The following is a 19,783-nucleotide window of genomic DNA, read 5'->3' as shown; positions in this document are numbered from 1 at the left end:
CTTTTCACGGTCGTCAGCCTGTGAACCCGCCGCCCGCGGCCCAGTTCAGGGCCAGCGTCGGGGCGATTCCGAGCAGTAGCGTGACGATCACGCCGAGCGTGATGGCGGCCGTGGTGAACGCGCCGGGCACGGTGACCGTCGGGCCGTCCGCGGCCGGCTCGCTGAAGTACATGAGCACGATCACGCGGATGTAGTAGAAGGCGGCCACGGCGCTCGCGACGAGCGCGATCACCACGAGCGGCGCCATCCCGTCCCCGAGGGCCGCGGCGAACACCGCGAACTTCGCGGTGAAGCCGCTCGTGAGCGGGATGCCCGCCAGCGCGAGCAGCAGGAACGTCATCACGCCCGCCACCATCGGGGAGCGCTTCGCCAGCCCCGCCCACTGCGACAGGTGGGTGGCCTCGCCGTCGGCGTCGCGGACGAGGCTGATCACCCCGAACACGGCGAGCGTGGTGAAGCCGTAGGCGAGCAGGTAGAACATCGTGCTCGACACGCCCGCCTCGGTGATGGCGATGGCACCCACGAGCAGGAAGCCCGCGTGGGCCACCGACGAGTACGCGACCATGCGCTTGATGTCGGTCTGGGTGAGACCGAGCACCGCCCCGATCGCCATCGACACGATCGCGACGGCCCACAGCACGCCGCGCCACTCCCAGCGCATGTCGCCGAACGCGACGTGCAGGACGCGCAGGATCGCGCCGAACGCCGCGATCTTGGTGCAGGCCGCCATGAACGCGGTGACCGGCGTCGGCGCGCCCTGGTACACGTCCGGCGTCCAGGTGTGGAACGGCCCGACCGAGCCCTTGAACAGCAGGCCGACCACGAGCAGCGCGAGCCCGCCGAGCAGCAGCGCATCGGACGCCGCGGAGCCCACGGCGGCGGTCGCGATCTCGGTGAACCGCACCGACCCGGCGTAGCCGTAGATCAGCGCGAGCCCGTAGAGGAAGAACGCCGACGCGAACGCGCCCAGCAGGAAGTACTTGACGGCCGCCTCCTGCGACAGCAGCCTGCGCCGCCGGGCGAGCCCGCACATCAGATACAGCGGCAGCGACAGCACCTCGAGCGCCACGAACATCGTGAGCAGGTCGTTCGCCGCGACGAAGGTCATCATCCCGCCGAGCGCGAACAGCGTGAACGGGAAGACCTCGGTCTGCATGGTGGGCGGGAGCCCGGGGGCGCCGTAGGAGCGGTCGTGCGGCGGCTCGGTGAGCGTGCTCGTGCCCCCGCCCGCGGCGGCCCGCGCGGCGGCCGAGGCGAGGATGGGCCCGCCCGGCTCCACGGAACGGTCGGCGATCAGCAGCACGCCGGCCAGCCCGAGCGCCAGCAGCGCGCCCCACAGGAACAGGGTGGGGCGGTCCACGGCGACCGTGTCGGCCAGCGTGGTGATGGCGTCGGGGCTGCCGCCCGCGTACAGGCCGAGGGCGAGCCCGGCCCCGCCGAGCGCGGCGATCGAGAGCGCCACCTGCGCCGGCCAGCGCTGGTGGCGGGGCAGGAACGCCTCCAGGAGCACGGCGACGCACGCCGCGCCGAGGATGATCAGCAGCGGCGCGATCGCGGGGTAGTCGATGGGTGGCACGCTGAACCTGCCCTGGGCGAGCGTGGTCAGCGCCGAAGGCCCGCTCGCGAACTCGGTCACTGGATACCTCCCACCGGGTCGGCGAGGCCCACCTCGTTGAGGGTGGCCACCACCGAGGGGTTGATGACGTCGAGCACCGGCCCGGGGAAGAAGCCGAGCACGATGATCAGCACGATCAACGGCGTGAGCACCGCGATCTCACGGCCGGACAGGTCGGGGAACGCGCCCTTCCTCGCCGCGGCCTCCGGGGCGATCATGGTGCCGGGGCCGCCCGCGCGCTCCAGCGCGCCGAGCACGGCGGCGCCGCGCACCGGGCCCTGCATGGTCTGCTGGTAGACCCACAGCACGTACAGGGCCGCGAAGATGATCCCGACCGTCGCCACGATCGTGAAGACCGGCTCCCGCGGGAACGACCCGACGAGCACCAGGAACTCGCTCACGAACGAGTTGGTGCCCGGCAGCGCCAGCGACGAGAGCCCGGCCACGAGGAACGTGCCCGCGAGCAGCGGGGCGAGCTTGTGCACGCCGCCGTAGTCGGGGATGAGGCGCGAGCCGCCGCGGGCGATCAGCAGGCCGACGACGATGAACAGCATCCCGGTCGAGATGCCGTGGTTGACCATGTAGAGCGTCGCGCCCGCGAACGACTGCGAGGAGAACGCGAAGATCCCCAGCGCGATGAACCCGAAGTGGGCCACCGAGGTGTAGGAGACGAACCGCTTCAGGTCGCTCTGGGCCACGGCGAGCAGCGCCGCGTAGATGATCCCGATGACCGCGAGCGTGAGCACGAGCGGGGCGAGCCGCTGCGACGCGGCCGGGAACAGCGGCAGGCAGTAGCGCAGGAACCCGAACGTGCCGACCTTGTCCAGCACGCCGACGAGCAGCACACCGGCCCCGATCGGTGCCTCGGCACCGGCGTCGGGCAGCCAGGTGTGGAACGGCACCAGCGGCGCCTTGATCGCGAACGCGACGAAGAACCCGAGGAACAGCCAGATCTGCGTGGACTCCGGCACGGTGGCCGCGATCGACTGCAGCTCCTCCCAGGAGAAGGTGGCCCGCTCCAGCCGGGAGCCGCTGACCACGTACAGCCCGATCACCGAGGCCAGCATGATCAGCCCGCCGAGCAGCGAGTACAGGAAGAACTTCACCGCCGCGTACTGCCTGCGCGGGCCGCCGAAGCGCCCGATGAGGAAGTACATCGGGACCAGCATGGCCTCGAAGAACACGTAGAACAGGAACACGTCGGTGGCCGCGAACACGCCGACGAGCAGGCCCTGTGTGGCCAGCAGCAGCGCGAAGAAGCCCGACGCGGTGCGGCCCTCGGGGATCTCCTGGTTCCAGGAGAAGCCCATGACGATCGGCATGAGCACCGCGATGAGGGCGATCATCGCCAGCGCGATGCCGTCCACGCCGAGGGAGAAGCTCGTGCCGAAGGCCGGGATCCACGGCACGCTCAGCTCGAGCTGGAACCGCATGCCCCGCTCGACGGCCGCGGGCGAGTAGGCCAGCCACGCGATCACCGTGAACACCAGCGACACGAGCGCGAAGCCCATCGCGGTGAGCTTGGCGCCGCTCGGGTTGCCCCTCATCGGCGCCACGACCAGCGCGCCGACGAGCGGCAGCACCAGCAGGATCAGGAGAAGCACGCTTCCTCCGTCGTTCATGCGAACCGCACCGCCAGCAGCGCCGCGACGACGAGCACCCCGCCGCCGAGCATCGAGAGCGCGTAGGAGCGGACGAACCCGGTCTGCAGCCTGCGCAGCCGGCCCGAGCTGCCCCCGAGCAGGGCGGCCGTGCCGTTGACCAGCCCGTCGACGCCCCGGTTGTCCAGGTAGACCAGCGCCCGCGCGAGCCAGGTGCCTGGCCGCGCGACGAGCGCCTCGTTGATCGCGTTGGCGTACAGGTCCTTGCGGGCCGCGCGCACGGGGAACGAGACCCGCTCGGGCCGCTCCACCGGGGTGGGCCTGCGGCCCACGGTCAGCCACGCGATCAGCACACCGAGCGCGGAGAACCCGACCACGAGGAACGGCACGTACTCGTGGGCGATCGCGCCGCCGTGCGGCTCCTCCAGCTCACCCAGCGACGGGACGAGCCAGTCGACCAGCAGGTGGTTGCTGGCGAGCACGATCCCGGAGAAGACCGAACCCACCGCGATCACGATCATCGGCACGGTCATCACGGCGGGCGACTCGTGCGGGTGGTAGTCGTGGCCGTCGGAGGTCTTGAGCCTCTCCCAGCGCTTCTCGCCGAAGAACGTCATGAGCATCAGCCGCGTCATGTAGAACGCGGTGAGCCCGGCCGCGAACGTCGCCACGCCACCGAACACCCAGCCCTGCCAGCCGGGCTGACCGAAGGCCGCGCCGATGATCTCGTCCTTGGAGTAGTAGCCGGCGAAGAACGGGAAGCCGATCAGCGCGAGGTAGCCCAGCCCGAACGTGACGAACGTGATGGGCATGTACCGGGCGAGGCCGCCGAAGCGGCGCATGTTGACCTCGTCGTGCATCGCGTGCATCACCGAGCCCGCCCCGAGGAACAGCCCGGCCTTGAAGAAGCCGTGGGTGAGCAGGTGGAAGATGCCGAGCGCGTAGCCGGCGGGGCCGAGCCCGACGGCCAGGATCATGTAGCCGATCTGGCTCACCGTGGAGTAGGCGAGCACCTTCTTGATGTCGTCGTAGGCGCAGCCGATGATCGCCCCGATCAGCAGGGTGATCACGCCGACCAGCGCGACGACCAGCCGCCCCGTCTCGGTGAGGTTGTAGATCGGGTTCGTGCGGGCGATGAGGTACACGCCCGCGGTCACCATCGTGGCCGCGTGGATCAGCGCGGAGACCGGCGTGGGGCCCTCCATCGCGTCCGGGAGCCACGCCTGCAGCGGGAACTGGCCGGACTTGCCGCAGGCGCCGAGCAGCAGCAGGACGGTGATCGCGAGGATCGTGCCGCCGGACAGCTCGCCGATCCGCTCGAAGACGTCCGTGTACTGCAGCGTGCCGAGGTTCGTCCACAGCAGGAAGATCGCGATCGCGAGCCCGACGTCGCCGACGCGGTTCATGAGGAACGCCTTCTTCGCGGCCGTGGCGGCCGACGGGCGGTCCTGGTAGAAGCCGATCAGCAGGTACGACGCGAGGCCGACGCCTTCCCAGCCGAGGTAGAGCATCACGAAGTTGTTGCCCAGCACGAGCAGCAACATCGCGGTGACGAACAGGTTGAACTGGGCGAAGAAGCGGCGCCGCGCCGTCGCCCCGTCCGGGTCGCCCTCCCCGCCGTGCGGGGCCATGTAGCCGACGGCGTAGAGGTGGATCAGCCCGCCGACGCCGGTGATGAGCAGGACGAACACGAGCGACAGCGGGTCGAGCCGCAGCCCGAAGTCGATGGACAGGCCACCGACGGCGATCCACTCGAAGAGCGGCAGCTCCCGGGTGCGCTGCTCCGGGGCGAGCCCCGCGGTCTCCAGGAAGATCAGCAGGCCGATGACGAACGAGCCGGCGATCGTGAGCACGCCCAGCCAGTGGCCCCAGGCGTCGGCGCGCCGCCCGAGGACGAACAGCACGAGCGAGCCGGCCGCGGGGAGCGCGAAGAGCAGCCATGCGAGCGAAGCCGTCCCGGTGGCCGCCGCGACCTGCGGCAGCTCGGCGGCGAGTACGGCGTTCACCGGTTCACCTCTGACCGCCTGCAGTGGCGTGGGCTGAGCACGGGGAGCACTCCTTGTGGGCTAGTACTTGAGCAGGTTCGCGTCGTCGATCGACGCGGTCCGGCGGGTGCGGAAGATCGACATGATGATCGCGAGACCGACGACGACCTCCGCCGCGGCCACCACCATCACGAAGAACGCCATGACCTGGCCGTCGAGCGCGCCGTTGATGCGCGCGAACGTGACGAGCGAGAGGTTGACGGCGTTCAGCATCAGCTCGATGCACGTGAACACGACGATCGCGTTGCGCCGCACCAGCACACCGACCGCGCCGATCGAGAACAGCAGCGCGGAGAGCAGCAGGTAGTAGGTGGGGGTCACTTGGACTCCTCGTTCTCGGCGCGGCCCCCGGTCAGGGCGCGCGCGTCGGGACGGGGCTCGTCCGCGACCTCCCGCACCGGCGTGGCGTCGATGATCTCCGAGATCGACTCGGGCGCGATCGAGCCGTCCGGCAGCACGGCGGGCACGGCCACCGAGTTGCCCGTGGCGTAGACGCCGGGGCCGGGCAGGGGGGAGATCCGGTCGTGCTCGCCCCGCAGCCGCGCCTCGACGGTGGCGCGCTGGCCGCGCTTGGCGTGGCCGCGGCCCTGCGCGTAGCCGAGCACCATCGCGCCCAGCGCGGCGGTGATGAGCAGCGCCGAGGTGAGCTCGAACGCGAACAGGTACTCGGTGAAGATCAGCCGGCCGAGGCCGGTGACGTTGCCGGTCGAGCCCGCGCCGCCCGCGGCGAGGCCGACCGGGGTGACGGCGGTGAGCGAGCGGCCGATCACGGCCACCAGCAGCACCGCGAACCCGAGGCCCAGCACCAGCGCCGTGAGCCGCTGCCCGCGCAGCACCTCGACGACCGAGTCCGAGCTGTCCCGCCCGACCAGCATCAGGACGAACAGGAACAGCATCATCACGGCGCCGGTGTAGACGATGATCTGCACGAAGCCGAGGAACGGTGCCTGCTGCACGATGTAGAGCACCGCGAGCGAGAACATCGCGCCGATGAGCCCGAGCGCCGAGTGCACGGCGTTGCGGGCGAACACCATGCTGAGCGCGCCGAGCAGGGCGAGCGGGCCCATGATCCAGAACGTGATGGCCTCGCCCGTGGTGACCGCGCCGGCGTCGGGCGCGGCCTGCGCGAGGAGATCGACAGTCACTTGACCTGCTCCCCCACCGGATCGTTCTCGGCGCCCTTGCGGGCCAGTTCGGGCCCCTGCACGTAGTAGTCCTGCTCGTCGTCGCCGAGCCGCATCGGGTGCGGCGGCGCCTCCATGCCGGGCAGCAGCGGCGCGAGCAGCTGCTCCTTGGTGTAGATCAGGTCCTGCCGGTTGTCGTCGGCCAGCTCGTAGAAGTTGGTCATCGTGAGCGACCGGGTGGGGCAGGCCTCGATGCACAGGCCGCAGCCGATGCAGCGCAGGTAGTTGATCTGGTAGACCGCGCCGTAGCGCTCACCGGGCGAGTAGCGCTCCTCCTCGGTGTTGTCGCCGCCCTCGACGTAGATCGCGTCGGCGGGGCAGGCCCACGCGCACAGCTCGCAGCCCACGCACTTCTCCAGCCCGTCCGGGTGCCGGTTGAGCTGGTGGCGGCCGTGGTAGCGCGGCGCGGCGGGTGGGAAGTCCTCCGGGTACTCCTCGGTGACGACCTTCTTGAACATCGTCCCGAAGGTGACGCCGAAGCCCTTGAAGAACTCGAACATCTACTCGCTCTCCTTCCCGCTCAGCGCGGGCGTGCGCTCGGCCGCGGTCGGCTCCACGCGGCGGGGGCGAAGCTTGTGCCGCGGCGGCTTGGGCACCTCCAGGTCCAGCGGCGGGATCGGGTAGTCCGACGCCGGCTGGACCGGCGGCGGGCCCTCGACCTTGCGGTCGGGCACCAGGAACGCCACCAGCAGCACCACCGCGAGCGCGATGCCCAGCCCGATCAGCAGCGCCGAGACCTGGCCGCCGCTGGTCCGCCAGGTGCGGATCGCGAAGATCGCCAGGATCCACAGCAGCGAGCCGGGAACGAGCACCTTCCAGCCGAAACGCATGAACTGGTCGTAGCGCAACCGCGGCAGCGTGCCCCGCAGCCAGATGAACACGAACAGGAAGACGAACGTCTTCACCAGGAAGGCCACGAACTGGAGCCAGCCGTTGCCGTTCAGGAACGACAGCGGCCACGGCCACATCCCGCCGCCGAGGAACAGGGTGGTGGCCATCGCCGAGACGGTCACCATGTTCACGTACTCGGCCAGGAAGAACAGCGCGAACTTCAGCGACGAGTACTCGGTGTGGAAGCCGCCGACCAGCTCCGACTCCGCCTCGGGCAGGTCGAACGGGGCCCGGTTGGTCTCGCCGACCATCGAGATGACGAAGACCACGAAGCTCGGCGCCAGCAGCACCAGGTACCAGCCGCTCGCCTGCGCCGACACGATGTCGGCCGTCGACAGCGACCCCGCGTAGAGGATCACGCCGACGATCGACAGGCCGAGCGCGATCTCGTAGGAGATCACCTGGGCCGCGGAGCGCAGCGACCCCAGCAGTGAGTACGGCGAGCCGGACGCCCAGCCGCCCAGCACGATCCCGTAGACGCCGATCGAGGAGCAGGCGAGCACCACCAGCACGCCGACCGGCAGGTCGACCAGCTGCAGCACCGTCGGCTCGCCGAAGATCGACACCTCGCCGCCGAACGGCAGCACCGAGAACGCCACGAACGCCGGGATCGTCGAGATCACCGGGGCGATGAAGTACACCCGCTTGTCGGCGAGCGTCGGCATGATGTCTTCCTTGAACGCGAGCTTGAGCCCGTCCGCCAAGGACTGGAGCCAGCCGTTCGGCCCCACCCGGTTCGGGCCGGGACGCTGCTGCATCCGGGCCACGACCTTGCGCTCCCAGTTGATCATGAACAAGGTCATGACCACGCCGAGCGCGAAGAGCCCGACCACCTTCAGCAGGATCAGCCACAGCGGGTCGTCCGCCAGCAGCTCCTGCGTGCGGGTCATGCCCTGGGCAAGCACGTCGGCAGTCACGCCGTCACCCCCACCAGGTCACCGTGCCCGACGCCGAGGACGGCGCGGACGCGGGAGTCACCGGAGTTGCCCGGCAGCCACACCACGCCGTCGGGCAGGTCCGCGAACGCCACCGGGAGCGTGATCTCGCCCCGGTCGGTGCGCACCGTGCCCGGGCGCCCCTCGGTCAGGCCGAGCACCTGCGCCGTCGCGGCGTTGATCCGCAGGTATGCCGGGCGCGCGGTGCCGGCCAGCGCGGGCTCGTCCACCGCGAGCGTCGAGTTGTCGATCAGCTGCCGCCACGTGGCGAGCACCGCCTGCCCGAACCCGGGCCGCAGCGGCTCGCCCGCCGGGACCGACGGCGCGGCGGGACGCGGGCCCGCCCACGCCCCGAGCCGGGCGAACTCGCCCGCCGCGGCCGCGGGCGTCTGCGTGAACAGGTCGACGTCCATCTCGACGGCGAGCGTGTCGAGCACCCGGCAGTCGGGCAGCACGCCGCTCGCGTCGAGCGCGGGGCCGAACTCGCGCCGCCGCCCCTCCCAGTTCAGGTAGCTGCCCGAGCGCTGCGCGTCCGGCGCCACCGGCAGCACCACGTCGGCCAGCTCGGTGACCGCCGAGGTGTGCAGCTCGAGGCTCACGAGGAACCCGACCTCGCGCAGCGCCGCCAGCGCGGCGTCCGGGTCGGCGAGGTCGTACGGGTCGACGCCGCCGACGACCAGGGCCGCCAGCTCGCCGTTCGCCGCCGCGGCGAGGATCTCGTCGGTGTCCCGGCCCGGGGTGGCCGGCAGCGTGCCCTCCGCGAGCCCCCACGCCTTCTCGACCTCGGCGCGCGCGGCGGCGTCGGCCACCGGGCGGCCGCCGGGCAGCAGCGTGGGCACCGCGCCCGCGTCGAGGGCGCCGCGGTCGCCCGCGCGGCGCGGCACCCAGCCGACCGTCGCGCCGGTGCGCTCGCCGAGCGCCGCGACCGCGGAGTACAGGCCCGGCACCTCGGCGGCACGCTCGCCGACGAGGATCACGCCCCCGCCGCGGAGCGCCTCGACGACGTGCTCCGGCAGCTCGGCGAGCACCGCGGCCTCGGCCCCCGGCACCGCCGGGATCAGGTTGTCCTTGGCGGCGGGCGCCGCCGAGCCGGTCTCCAGCGACGTGCGCTCGACCGCGGGGGTGGTCCACTGGCCGAGGTGGAACACGCGCTGGCCGTGCTTGCGGGCCGCCTTGCGCAGCCGGAGGTAGACGATCGGCGCCTCCTCCTCCGGCTCCAGCGCGACGCACAACACCGCGGGCGCGGCCTCGAGCCGGTTGTAGCTCAGGTGCGCAGGCCCCCGGCCGACCACGTGGGAGGCGAGGAAGTCCAGCTCCTCGGCCGAGTTCACGCGGGCCCGGAAGTCGATGTCGTTGGTGCCGGCCGCGAGGCGGGCGAACTTCGCGTACGCGTAGGCGTCCTCGACGGTGAGCCGGCCGCCGGCGAGCACGCCGATGCCCCGCTCGCGGGCGGCGAGCAGGCCGTCGGCCGCGACGCGCATCGCCTCGGTCCACGAGGCCTCGTGCAGCTGCCCGTCGGCGCCGCGGACCAGCGGCCGGGTGATGCGGCCCTTCGAGCGCAGGTAGCGGAACGCGAAGCGGGCCTTGTCGTCGATCCACTCCTCGTTGACCTCGGGGTCGTTGCCCGCGAGGCGGCGCATCACGGTGCCGCGCCTGCTGTCGATGCGGATCGCGGCGCCGCTTGCGGTGTGCTCGTCGACGCCCGGCGTGGAGACGAGGTCGAACGGGCGGGAGCGGAACCGGTAGGCCGCGCTGGTGAGCGCGCCGACCGGGCAGATCTGGATGGTGTTGCCGGAGAAGTAGCTCTGGAACGGCTTGTCCTGCGCGGTGCCGATCTGCTGCTGCGCGCCCCGCTCGAGCAGGTCGATGAACGGGTCGCCCGCGATCTGCTCGGAGAACCGGGTGCAGCGCTGGCACAGCACGCAGCGCTCCCGGTCCAGCAGCACCTGGGTGGAGATCGGCAGCGGCTTCGGGAACGTCCGCTTCTGGTCGACGAACCGCGAGTCGGTGCGCCCCGTGCTCATCGCCTGGTTCTGCAGGGGGCACTCGCCGCCCTTGTCGCAGATCGGGCAGTCGAGCGGGTGGTTGATGAGCAGCAGCTCCATCACCCCCTCCTGGGCCTTCTTGGCCACGGGGGAGGTGTGCTGCGTGCGCACGACCATGCCGTCGGCGACGGTCATGGTGCAGCTGGCCTGCGGCTTGGGCATCGGCCGGCCGCCCATCTCCACCTCGACGAGGCACTGGCGGCAGGCGCCCGCCGGGTCGAGCAGCGGGTGGTCGCAGAAGCGGGGGACGACGATCCCGAGCCGCTCGCAGGTGCGGATCAGGATCTCGCCCTTGGGGGCGTCGACCTCGATCCCGTCGATCGTGAGGCGGACGTGGCCCTCGGGGACGGGCCGCGCCTCCTTCTTCTCCTCGGGGGCGATGGTCATGCCTTGGCTCCAACCAGATCGTCCAGCTGTTCCGGACGCTTCACCCCGGGCTGCTCCGCGATGAGGTCGAGGAACTCCTGGCGGAAGTACTTGATGGCGCTCGTGATCGGGCTCGTCGCGCCGTCACCCAGCGCGCAGAAGGACCGGCCGAGGATGTTGTCGCAGATGTCGAGCATCGTCTCGACGTCGGCCTCGGTGCCCTGGCCGTGCACCATCCGCTCGAGGATCTGCACCAGCCAGTAGGTGCCCTCGCGGCACGGCGTGCACTTGCCGCACGACTCGTGCTTGTAGAACTCGGTCCACTTCATCACGGCCCACGGCACCGACACGGTCTCGTTGAAGACCTGCACGGCCGTGGTGCCGAGCATCGAGCCCGCGGCGGCGGCGCCCTCGAAGTCGAGCGGGACGTCGAGGTGCTCGGCCGTGAAGATCGGGGTGGACGAGCCGCCCGGCGTCCAGAACTTCAGCGGGATGCCGTCCTTCATGCCGCCCGCCAGCTCCAGGAGCTGGCGCAGCGTGGTGCCCAGCGGCGCTTCGTACTGGCCGGGGCGCTCGACGTGCCCGGAGATCGAGTAGATCTTCGGGCCGGGGCTCTTCTCGGTGCCCATCGAGCGGAACCAGTCGCTGCCGCCCATCACGATCGCGGGAACCGAGGCGATCGTCTCGACGTTGTTCACCACCGTCGGCGAGGCGTACAGCCCCGAGGTGGCCGGGAAGGGAGGCTTGAGGCGAGGTTGGCCGCGACGTCCTTCGAGGGAGTCGAGGAGCGCCGTCTCCTCGCCGCAGATGTAGGCGCCCGCGCCGGCGTGCACCACGATCTCGAGGTCGAACCCGGAGCCGAGGATGTTCGGCCCGAGGTAGCCCTTGGCCCGGGCCTCGTCCACGGCCTTGCGCAGCCTGCGGATGCAGTGCAGCGCCTCGCCCCGCACGTAGATCGCGCAGAAGTTCGCGCGGATCGCGTAGCAGGTGATGATGCACCCCTCGATGAGCGCGTGGGGGTCGGCCATCATCGTCGGGATGTCCTTGCAGGTACCCGGCTCGCCCTCGTCGGCGTTGACGACGAGGTACTTGGGCTTCGCCCCCGGACCGGTGGGCCCCTGGGGGATGAAGCTCCACTTCATGCCGGTCGGGAAGCCCGCGCCGCCGCGGCCGCGCAGCCCGGAGTCCTTCACCAGCTGGATGATCTGGTCCGGGTGCGCGGTGAGCGCGTGCCGCAGGGCCTGGTAGCCCTCGAGCTGCTCGTAGGTGTCGATCGACCACGAGCGGGGGGACTGCCAGCGCCGGGTCAGCACCGGTGTGAGTTGGTCCACCATCAGTTCTTCTCCGGCAGCGCAGGGAACGCGGGCGGGGTGTCGGGCATCGCGGGGGCGGTCCAGCCGCGCTCGGAGGCCAGCTGCGCGCCGCGCAGCGACTCCGGCGCCGCCGTCGGCCCCTCCACGCTCGAGTCGAGGTCGGGGAAGATCCCGGCGAGCTCCAGCTCGGCGGTGCGGAAGTCGGTCAGCGGGGCGCCGCGGGTGGGGTGCGGCTTCTCGCCCCGCTGCAGCGCCTCGACCAGCTCCTCGGCCTTCTCCGGCGTCTGGTTGTCGAAATACTCGTAGTTGACCTGCAGCACCGGGGCGAAGTCGCAGGCGGCGAGGCACTCGGCGTGCTCCAGCGTGATGGAGCCCTCGGTGCCCGGCTCGCCCGCGGTCTCCTCGTGTCCGACGCCGAGCTTCTCCGACAGCCGCTGGTAGATCTCGTCGCCGCCCAGCGCGGCGCACAGCGTGTTGGTGCACACGCTCACGAGGTGCTGGCCGCACGGGCTGCGCTTGTACATCGTGTAGAAGGTCGCAACCGCCGAGACCTCGGCCGTGGTCAGGTCCAGCGCGTCGGCGCAGTACCGGATCCCGTCCTGGCTGACGTAGCCCTCCACCGACTGCACCAGGTGCAGCAGCGGCAGCAGCGCCGACCGGGGCTGCGGGTAGCGCGCGATGATCTCCTTCGTGCGCTGCCGGGTGAGCTCGTCGAACTTCTCGACCACGGGCCCGGCGTCCTCGACCGCGGGCTCGCGGACGACCTCATCGGGCCCGCTGATCGGGCCGTAGGACTCCGGCGTCCCCTCGGGGAGAGTCACCGGTCAACACCTCCCATGACGGGGTCGATCGACGCGACGGACGCGATGACGTCCGCGACCATGCCGCCCTCGCACATCGCCGGCATCGTCTGCAGGTTCACGAAGCTGGGCTCGCGCACGTGGACGCGCAGCGGCCGGGTGCCGCCGTCGGAGACCAGGTGGTAGCCGAGCTCGCCGCGCGGCGACTCGACCGTGGAGTACACCTGGCCGGGCGGCACCGCGAAGCCCTCGGTGACCAGCTTGAAGTGGTGGATCAGCGACTCCATCGACTGACCCATGATCTTGCGCACGTGCTCGAGGCTGTTGCCCATGCCGTCGGCGCCGATGGACAGCTGCGCCGGCCAGGCGATCTTGCGGTCCTCGACCATCACCGGGCCGGGCTCGGCCTTCAGCTTCTCCGCCGCCTGCTCGATGATCTTCAGCGACTCGTGGATCTCGGCCACGCGCAGCCGGTAGCGGGCGTAGCAGTCGGCCTCGGTGGCCACCGGGACCTCGAAGTCGTACTCCTCGTAGCCGCAGTACGGCTCGACCTTGCGCAGGTCCCACGGCAGGCCGGCCGAGCGCAGGATCGGGCCGGTGGCGCCGAGCGCGATGCAGCCGTCGATCGGCAGGTAGCCGACGCCCTCCAGGCGCTGGCGCCAGATGGGCTGCTCGGTGAGCAGCTTGTCGTAGTCGGGCAGCCGCTTCTTCATGACCTTGAGGAAGTCGGCGACCCGCTCCTCCCAGCCCTCGGGGAAGTCCTGCGCGAGCCCGCCCGGCCGGACGAACGCGTTGTTCATCCGCAGGCCGGTGAGGAACTCCATGAGGTGCAGGACCTCCTCGCGCTCGCGGAAGCCGGCCGTCATGCCGGTGAGCGCGCCGAGCTCCATGCCGCCGGTGGCGAGGCAGACCAGGTGCGAGCCGATGCGGGTCAGCTCCATGAGCAGCACCCGCGCGATCTGCGCCCGCCGCGGCGCCTCCACCCCGAGCAGCTTCTCGACGCCGAGGCAGTAGGCGGTCTCGTTGAACAGCGGCGAGAGGTAGTCCATGCGCGTCACGAACGTGACGCCCTGGGTCCAGGTGCGGTACTCGCAGTTCTTCTCGATGCCGGTGTGCAGGTAGCCGATCACCGAGCGGGCCTGCTGCACCGTCTCGCCCTCGAGCTCGAGCACCAGGCGCAGCACCCCGTGGGTGGACGGGTGCTGCGGGCCCATGTTGATGATGATGCGGTCGTCGTGCTCTTCGTCGATGAGCGTGTCCCAGTCACCGCCGGTGACCGTGTAGACCGTGCCCTCGGTGGTCTCCCGCTGGGGGGCGTAGGCGTCGAAGGTGTCGCTGCTCACGTGTACGACCTCCGCTGATCCGGCGGCGGGATCTCCGCCCCCTTGTACTCGACCGGGATCCCGCCGAGCGGGTAGTCCTTGCGCTGCGGGTGGCCCTCCCAGTCGTCCGGCATGAGGATCCGGGTGAGGGCCGGGTGGCCGTCGAAGACGATGCCGAACATGTCCCAGGTCTCGCGCTCGTGCCAGTCGGCCGTCGGGTAGACCGACACGATGCTGGGCACGTGCGGGTCGTCGACGTCGAGCGACACCTCGAGGCGGATGCGGCGCCGGTAGGTCATCGACGTCAGGTGGTAGACGACGTGCAGCCGCTGCGGCACGTCCACCCCGTAGTCGACGCCGGAGACCGAGGAGCACAGCTCGAAGCGCAGGCCGTCCTCGTCGCGCAGGGTGCGGCAGATGTCGACGATCGACTCGCGGCGCACGTAGAAGGTGATCTCGCCGCGGTCGATCGTGATCTGCTGCACGGCGCCGCGCGGGACGCCGCGCTCGTCCAGGGCCTCGGCGAACTCGTCGACGAAGTCGTCGAACCAGCCGCCGAAGGGCCGCTCGGCGGGGGCGGGCACGTACCCGGGCAGGCGCAGGCCGCCGAACCCGGACGTGTCGCCGGAGTCGGCGACGCCGAACATGCCTCGGCGCTCGCGCATCGGCGGAACGCGGGTGCCGCCCTCGGGGGTGGTCAGGTCGCCGCCCGCGGACGGGGCGTCGGCAGGCGCCGAGGCCTGCTCGACCTGGCCGGCTTTCGCGTCCTGGGCGCCGCGCTCGCGCCGCTCGGCGGCGTCCGAGCCGCTCTCCTGCGCCGAGGAGTGCGGGGCGCCGGTGCGCTCGGCGTCGTCCTTGGAGGTGCCGGTGTTCTCGTCAGCCATTCCGGGTCACTTCCCCGCCAGCTTCTTCTTGGGGGCGAACTTGATCGACGACGGCACCAGCTCGGTCTTGTGGCCGCTCTCGGCCAGCTCGGCGGCCCGCCTGCGCCCGAGCGGCTCGTCCATGATCTTGGCGTGGAGCTTGAGGATCGCGTCCATCAGCATCTCCGGCCGGGGCGGGCAGCCCGGCAGGTACATGTCGACGGGCACGATGTGGTCGACCCCCTGGACGATCGCGTAGTTGTTGAACATGCCGCCGGAGGAGGCGCACACGCCCATCGCGAGCACCCAGCGGGGCTCGGGCATCTGGTCGTAGATCTGGCGCAGGACCGGCGCCATCTTGTTGCTCACGCGGCCCGCGACGATCATCAGGTCCGCCTGGCGCGGAGATGCGCGGAAGACCTCCATGCCGAAGCGCGCGAGGTCGTAGCGGGGCGCGCCGGTGGTCATCATCTCGATGGCGCAGCAGGCGAGCCCGAACGTCGCGGGCCACAGCGAGGACTTGCGCGTCCAGTTGACCAGCTTCTCGACGCTGGTCAGCAGTACGCCGCTGGGCAGGTGCTCTTCGAGACCCATCTCAGTTCCAATCCAGCCCGCCGCGCCGCCACACGTAGACGTAGGCGAAGCCGACCGTGACGATGAACAGCACGATCTCCACCAGCCCGAACAGGCCGAGCGCGTCGGCGCTCACCGCGAACGGGTAGAGGAAGACCATCTCGATGTCGAACAGGATGAACAGCATCGCCGTGAGGTAGAAGGCGACCGGCATGCGGCCGCCGCCCACGACGGGCTGCGGCGAGGGCTCGATGCCGCACTCGTAGGCGTCGAGCTTCGCGCGGTTGTAGCGCCGGGGGCCGACCAGCGGCGCTACCGCCACCGAGAACAGGGCGAACGCCCCTGCCAGAGCGAACAGCAGCACCAGCGGGAGGTAGGGGTCCAGCATCCGTTCACCCTCGTCGTCTCGTCTTCGTCTTCGAATCGCTTTATTGATTCCGCCGGGGACCCTAGGTCGGGCGGGCGGCCCGCCCGGACCCAGGCAAGCCTTACTACAAGCTCGGTGTGAGCCTGGTCATCGCGGTGATGACGCGGTCGCTGACCGCGCCGTCCTTCGGGTCGTACAGGTTGGCGAGCAGCTTCAGGATGAAGCGCATGAGCGTGGTGCGCGGCAGGCCGTACTTCGTGGCCATGCCCATGATCGTCGGGTTGCCGATGAGCTTCGAGAACAGGTTGCCGATGCGGTAGTAGCTGCCGAGCGCCTGGCTCATCGCCGCCGGGTAGCCGGCCAGCGCCGCCTCGGCGGACGCGCCGGAGCGGGCGTGGGCCTGCACCACGCAGCGGGCAGCGATCGACGCGGACTCCATCGCATAGGCGATGCCCTCCCCGTTGAACGGGTTGACCATGCCGCCCGCGTCGCCGACCAGCAGCATGCCCGGGCGGTAGTGCGGGGTGCGGTTGAAGCCCATCGGCAGTGCGGCGCCGCCGACGGGGCCGACCGCGTTCTCGTCGCGGTAGCCCCACTCCTCCGGCGTGCCGTCCAACCAGGACTTCAGCAGCGCCCGGTAGTCGGTGTTGCCGTAGGCCTTCGACGTGGACAGGATCCCGAGCCCGACGTTCGAGGTGCCGTCGCCCATCCCGAAGATCCAGCCGTAGCCGGGCAGCAGCTTCGGGTTGCGCGGGTCGGAGCGGTCCCACAGCTCCAGGTGGCTCTCGAGGTAGTCGTCGTTGGTCCGGGGGGACTTGTAGTAGCGGCGCACGGCCACGCCCATCGGGCGGTCCTCGCGCTTGACCAGCCCGACCGAGAGCGCGAGGCGGGCGCTCACCCCGTCGCAGGCCAGCGTGATCGGCGCGCGGTAGGAGACGGGCCGCTTCTCCTTGCCCTTGCCCACGCTGCCGCTGACGCCGACGACGCGCCCGGTGCGGTCGTCGACGATCGCCTGGCTGATCGTGGTGTCCTCCTGCAGGCGGGCGCCGAGCTTCTCGGCGTGGCGCACGAGCAGCTCGTCGAAGTCCTGCCGGGGGCGCACGGCGCCGTAGTTGGGGAAGTTCGCGAGCGTGGGCCACTCCAGCTCGAGGGTGACCCCGCCGCCCACGACCCGCAGGCCCTTGTTGTGCAGCCAGCCGTTGGCCTCGGAGCAGTCGATGCCGAGGTCGATGAGCTGCTTCATGCCGCGCGGGGTGAAGCCGTCGCCGCACACCTTGGGGCGCGGGAAGGTGGACTTCTCCAGCAGCAGGACGTCCAGCCCGGCCCTGGCGAGGTACGCGGCGGCGGTGGATCCGGCAGGACCCGCGCCGACGACGATGACGTCGGCGTCCGCTGTGGTGGGTACGGGCGCGGCCATGCGGCTCCTTGTGAACGGATTCACGAAGTCGCCCCCGAGTCTAAGCACCCTGGTCCAGCGACGCCCGCGCAGGTTGGTCGACCCGGGTGCCCCACCCGCCGCAGGCGGGGTTCGACGGCGCCCGCCGGGGTCAGCGCGCCGGGCGGGTGGCCCGGTGCAGCGCCACCACGCCGAAGGCCAGGTTGCGCCAGGCGACCTCGCCCCAGCCCGCCTTCGCGATGCGGCTCGCGAGCTCGGCCTGAGCGGGCCAGTCGCGGATGGACTCGCCCAGGTAGACGTAGGCGTCCGGGTTGCTCGACACCCGGCGGGCGATGGCGGGCAGCACGTGCTCCAACCCCACGTAGTAGGCGCCGCGGAACCCGGGCAGGGTCGGCCGGCTGAACTCGCAGACGACGAGCCGCCCGCCCGGCCGGGTCACCCGCGCGAGTTCGGCGAGCGCCGCGTCGGGGTCGGCGACGTTGCGCAGGCCGAACGAGATCGTGACCGCGTCGAACGCGCCGTCGCAGAACGGCAGGCGCAGCGCGTCGGCCGCCACCTTCGGCACCGGCCGGTGGGCGCCCGCCCGCAGCATGCCGAGCGAGAAGTCGGCCGCCACGCACCACGCGCCCGAGCGCTGCAGCTCGACCGTCGAGACCGCGGTGCCGGCGGCGAGGTCGAGCACCCGCTCGCCGGGCCGCAGCGCGAGCGCCTGCCGGGTGAGCCGCCGCCACCGCCGGTCCTGGCCCGCGGTGAGGACCGTGTTGGTCAGGTCGTAGCGGCGCGCGACGCCGTCGAACATCGCAGCGACGTCACGCGGGTCCTTGTCGAGGTCGGCGCGGCTCACGGACGGGAACGCTACGCGCAGGTCAACGGGTAGTCGTCGGGGGTGAGCAGTCCGGGCACCGCGACCGCCGCGACCACGGCGAGCAGGACGGCCGCGAGCAGCGCCACCCCCAGCGCCACCCACCGGCCCGCCCGGCGGGCCGCCGCCGCGTACGCCGCGGTGATCACGACGGCGTTCAGCAACGCCAGCGGCGGCCAGACGACGAACACGAGGTAGTAGAGGTTGGCGCTCGCGTTGATCCCCACGTCGCACTCGGCCCAGGCGACGAGCACCTGCCTGATCGCGACGAACCCCGCGGCGCCGCCCACGACGGCACCGAGCGCGCAGCCCGGCCCGACGTGCGACGCCGCTCCCGACCGGTCGTCCATCCGACCCCCTCTCCGCTCCGGTCACGGCGGGACGACCCGATCGGGCCGCGGCGGGTTGGGGGAGGTCGCCAGGGCCCATCTTCAGGAAAGCCACTTTCATGAACGTGGGCTGCATGAAAGTGGCTTTCCTGAAGTTCCGGCCGCCCGGAACCGGGCGCGCACCTGGGGGTCGGCCAGCGCGGTCACCGCGGCCCGCAACCGGGCGTCGGCCACCACGGCGGCCGGGTCGTCCGGGCAGGCCCCGCGCGGGTGCGGCGGAACCAGGAACCCGGTTCGGCCCGGCCGCACCAGGTCGCGCGGGCCGCCCGCGTCCGGCGCCACCACGGGCAGGCCGGACGCGAGCGCCTCCTGCACCGCCTGGCAGAACGTCTCGGACGGCCCGGTGTGCACGAACACGTCGAGCGACGCGTAGATCCGGGCGAGCTCCTCGCCCTCCCGGAAACCGAGGAACGCCGCGCCCGGCAGGGCCGCCCGCAGCCGCTCCTCGCTGGGCCCGCCGCCGACCACGACGAGCCGGGCGCTCGGCAGCGACTCGAGTGCGGCGAGCCGCTCGACCTGCTTCTCGGGCGCCAGCCGCCCGACGTACCCGACCAGCAGCTCCCCGCCCGGCGCGAGCCGGGCGCGCAGGGCGTCGTCGCGCTTCGCCGGGTCGAACCGCCGGGTGTCGACGCCGCGCGCCCACCGGTGCACGCGCGGCACCCCGCGGGCGCGCAGCTCGGCCGTGGCCCAGCTCGACGGCGCGAGCGTCCGGTCGGCCCGGCCGTGCAGCCGGCACGTCCAGCGCCACGCGGCGCGCGCGGTGAGCCCGAGCCCGTACGACGAGGCGAAGCCGGCGACGTCGGTCTGGTACACCGCGACCGTCGGGATCCCCAGCCGCTGCGCCGCCGCCAGCCCGCGGTACCCGACGACGAACGGCGCGGCGAGGTGCACGACCTCCGGGCGGAACCCGCGCAGCGCCGTCAGCACCCGCCTGCTCGGCACGCCGACCGGCATCGACCGCACCACCGGCAGGTTCAGCTCCCTGACCCGCACCACCGGGGCGCCCGCGTACTCGCTCGGCCCGTCCACGCCCGGCGCGACGACGAGCACCTCGTGCCCGGCCGCGGTGAGGTGCTCGACGACCCGCAGCACCGAGTTCGTGACGCCGTCGACCACGGGGAGGAAGCATTCGGAGACGATCGCGACGCGCACGACCGGCACCGTCTCCGGCCGGTGATCGCGCCGGTGGCGAACCCCGGAACGGCGCGGGAACAGC

The 19,783-nt window shown here is 71.7% G+C and carries 18 protein-coding genes; all 18 read right to left on the bottom strand.

Annotated features, from left to right (window positions below):
• Positions 1–13 precede the first annotated feature (13 nt).
• Positions 14–1,636: an NADH-quinone oxidoreductase subunit NuoN gene (nuoN, locus tag VKZ81_RS13185; RefSeq protein WP_414709369.1), complete on the bottom strand. Its 1,623-nt coding sequence runs from the start codon at positions 1,634–1,636 to the stop codon at positions 14–16.
• On the bottom strand, positions 1,633–3,237 hold the full coding sequence (locus VKZ81_RS13180; protein ID WP_324241809.1) for an NADH-quinone oxidoreductase subunit M: 1,605 nt from the start codon (positions 3,235–3,237) through the stop codon (positions 1,633–1,635). The genes nuoN and VKZ81_RS13180 overlap by 4 nt, the downstream gene beginning before the upstream one ends.
• Entirely contained in the window at positions 3,234–5,222 is a 1,989-nt protein-coding gene (gene nuoL, locus VKZ81_RS13175; protein WP_324241808.1) for an NADH-quinone oxidoreductase subunit L, read from the bottom strand. Before nuoL ends, VKZ81_RS13180 begins: the two co-directional genes overlap by 4 nt.
• Positions 5,223–5,282: 60 nt before the next feature.
• On the bottom strand, positions 5,283–5,582 hold the full coding sequence (gene nuoK, locus VKZ81_RS13170; RefSeq protein ID WP_324241807.1) for an NADH-quinone oxidoreductase subunit NuoK: 300 nt from the start codon (positions 5,580–5,582) through the stop codon (positions 5,283–5,285).
• The gene (locus tag VKZ81_RS13165; protein ID WP_324241806.1) at positions 5,579–6,406 is read right to left on the bottom strand and encodes an NADH-quinone oxidoreductase subunit J; all 828 of its coding nucleotides are present in this window, start codon (positions 6,404–6,406) and stop codon (positions 5,579–5,581) included. The genes nuoK and VKZ81_RS13165 overlap by 4 nt, the downstream gene beginning before the upstream one ends.
• Positions 6,403–6,945, bottom strand: coding sequence for an NADH-quinone oxidoreductase subunit NuoI (nuoI, locus tag VKZ81_RS13160; RefSeq protein ID WP_324241805.1), 543 nt, complete (start codon positions 6,943–6,945; stop codon positions 6,403–6,405). Before nuoI ends, VKZ81_RS13165 begins: the two co-directional genes overlap by 4 nt.
• A complete protein-coding gene (nuoH, locus tag VKZ81_RS13155; RefSeq protein ID WP_324241882.1) occupies positions 6,946–8,226 on the bottom strand; it encodes an NADH-quinone oxidoreductase subunit NuoH in 1,281 nt (426 codons plus the stop codon).
• A 23-nt stretch (positions 8,227–8,249) separates the two neighbouring features.
• Complete coding sequence (locus tag VKZ81_RS13150; protein WP_324241804.1) at positions 8,250–10,703, bottom strand: NADH-quinone oxidoreductase subunit G; 2,454 nt, start codon at positions 10,701–10,703, stop codon at positions 8,250–8,252.
• Positions 10,700–12,016 (bottom strand): NADH-quinone oxidoreductase subunit NuoF, encoded by a 1,317-nt coding sequence (gene nuoF, locus VKZ81_RS13145; protein ID WP_324241803.1) that lies wholly within the window; start codon positions 12,014–12,016, stop codon positions 10,700–10,702. The genes VKZ81_RS13150 and nuoF overlap by 4 nt, the downstream gene beginning before the upstream one ends.
• On the bottom strand, positions 12,016–12,816 hold the full coding sequence (gene nuoE, locus VKZ81_RS13140) for an NADH-quinone oxidoreductase subunit NuoE (RefSeq protein ID WP_324241802.1): 801 nt from the start codon (positions 12,814–12,816) through the stop codon (positions 12,016–12,018). The genes nuoF and nuoE overlap by 1 nt, the downstream gene beginning before the upstream one ends.
• Complete coding sequence (locus VKZ81_RS13135; protein ID WP_324241801.1) at positions 12,813–14,138, bottom strand: NADH-quinone oxidoreductase subunit D; 1,326 nt, start codon at positions 14,136–14,138, stop codon at positions 12,813–12,815. Before VKZ81_RS13135 ends, nuoE begins: the two co-directional genes overlap by 4 nt.
• The gene (locus VKZ81_RS13130) at positions 14,135–15,001 is read right to left on the bottom strand and encodes an NADH-quinone oxidoreductase subunit C (protein WP_324241800.1); all 867 of its coding nucleotides are present in this window, start codon (positions 14,999–15,001) and stop codon (positions 14,135–14,137) included. The genes VKZ81_RS13135 and VKZ81_RS13130 overlap by 4 nt, the downstream gene beginning before the upstream one ends.
• Positions 15,002–15,007: 6 nt before the next feature.
• Positions 15,008–15,574 (bottom strand): NuoB/complex I 20 kDa subunit family protein, encoded by a 567-nt coding sequence (locus VKZ81_RS13125; RefSeq protein ID WP_324241799.1) that lies wholly within the window; start codon positions 15,572–15,574, stop codon positions 15,008–15,010.
• Between the two features lies 1 nt (position 15,575).
• Complete coding sequence (locus VKZ81_RS13120) at positions 15,576–15,941, bottom strand: NADH-quinone oxidoreductase subunit A (RefSeq protein ID WP_324241798.1); 366 nt, start codon at positions 15,939–15,941, stop codon at positions 15,576–15,578.
• 103 nt (positions 15,942–16,044) lie between these two features.
• The gene (locus VKZ81_RS13115) at positions 16,045–17,337 is read right to left on the bottom strand and encodes a geranylgeranyl reductase family protein (protein WP_324241797.1); all 1,293 of its coding nucleotides are present in this window, start codon (positions 17,335–17,337) and stop codon (positions 16,045–16,047) included.
• 130 nt (positions 17,338–17,467) lie between these two features.
• On the bottom strand, positions 17,468–18,160 hold the full coding sequence (locus VKZ81_RS13110; protein WP_324241796.1) for a demethylmenaquinone methyltransferase: 693 nt from the start codon (positions 18,158–18,160) through the stop codon (positions 17,468–17,470).
• An 11-nt stretch (positions 18,161–18,171) separates the two neighbouring features.
• Complete coding sequence (locus tag VKZ81_RS13105) at positions 18,172–18,528, bottom strand: hypothetical protein (protein ID WP_324241795.1); 357 nt, start codon at positions 18,526–18,528, stop codon at positions 18,172–18,174.
• Between the two features lie 96 nt (positions 18,529–18,624).
• Entirely contained in the window at positions 18,625–19,719 is a 1,095-nt protein-coding gene (locus VKZ81_RS13100; protein WP_324241794.1) for a glycosyltransferase family 4 protein, read from the bottom strand.
• Positions 19,720–19,783 lie beyond the last annotated feature (64 nt).

It is taken from the genome of Pseudonocardia sp. (assembly GCF_035305885.1).
GTDB lineage: Bacteria > Actinomycetota > Actinomycetes > Mycobacteriales > Pseudonocardiaceae > Pseudonocardia.
Note: the sequence above shows the minus strand (reverse complement) of the source record. Positions and strands in the feature narration are given on the sequence as shown.